This is a genomic window from Limnohabitans sp. 2KL-51, assembly GCF_003063645.1.
Classification (GTDB): domain Bacteria; phylum Pseudomonadota; class Gammaproteobacteria; order Burkholderiales; family Burkholderiaceae_C; genus Limnohabitans_A.
Genome location: NZ_NESJ01000061.1, coordinates 1 through 1,063, shown reverse-complemented (window position 1 = coordinate 1,063; position 1,063 = coordinate 1). Strand labels below are relative to the sequence as shown.

Sequence of the window (1,063 nt, the reverse complement as noted above, 5' to 3'; positions counted from 1 at the left end):
TGCGCGACCCCAGCGTCACCGTGGTGCCTGCCACCCCGGCCAGCGAGCCCACGGCTTCGTTGGCGTTGAGCGTCAAATTCGCGCCCGCCGTGCTCAAGATCACTGCGCTGGTGTCGGCCACGGCGCTGCCGCCCGACAAGGCCAGCGTGCCTGCACTCACCGTGGTGGCTCCCGTGTAATCGTTGGCACCGCTCAAAGTGAAGGTGCCGCTGCCTTGTTTGGTCAAACCGCCTGTGCCACTGACCACACCGGCATACTCTGTGCTGCTCGTATCGCCCGTGGTCAGTGTGTGGCTGCCCAAGCTCACCGTGGTGCCTGTCACCCCTACGAGCGAGCCCACGGCTTCGTTGGCACTGAGCGTCAAATTCGCGCCCGCTGTGCCCAAGATCACTGCGCTGGTATCGGCAATGGCGCTGCCGCCAGCCAACACCAAGGTGCCCGCACTCACCGTGGTGGTGCCCGTGTAGGTGTTCGCTCCAGACAGCGTCAAACTGCCCAAACCCGATTTGGTCAAGGCCAACTTGGCGCTGCCCCCGTCGGAGGCCACCCCACTGAATGTTTTGCTCAGTGACACATCCACATCAGCAGTCAGGGTCACCGTGCCACTGGCCGCTCCGGTGGTGATGCTGCCCGCGCCTTCTATGCTGCCCACGGTGTCATCAACGTCAACCCGGTAAACGCCACCCGATGCCACGTTGACCTGCGTCGTATCCGACAAGCTGCCGCTCACGGCCAAGGTGCCGCTGCTGATCGTGGTGGTGCCGCTGTAGGTGTTGGCACCACTCAGGGTCAGGGTGCCACTGCCCAGCTTGGTCAAGCTGCCACCACTGGAGGTCAAGGCAGTGGCCAAGGTGACGCTCTCACCATTGGTGTCGATGGCGTAGGCTTGACTGGCTGCCGTGCTGAAACGTGCAGAGTAGTCAGATTTGTTGCTGCTCGAGAACTGCAGCGCTCCACCTGCAAAACCAATGGTGTTGGTGTTGCCAGTGTTCAATGTCAGACCGCCCAATGCGTTGCTTGAACCCAGTGCCAAGGTGCCGGCATTCAAGGTGGTGGCACCGGA

The 1,063-nt window shown here is 62.6% G+C and carries 1 protein-coding gene; it reads right to left on the bottom strand.

The window, feature by feature from the left end:
* The coding region (locus tag B9Z49_RS21380; protein ID WP_199225144.1) for an autotransporter-associated beta strand repeat-containing protein at positions 1 to 1,063 on the bottom strand (1,063 nt) is incomplete at both ends.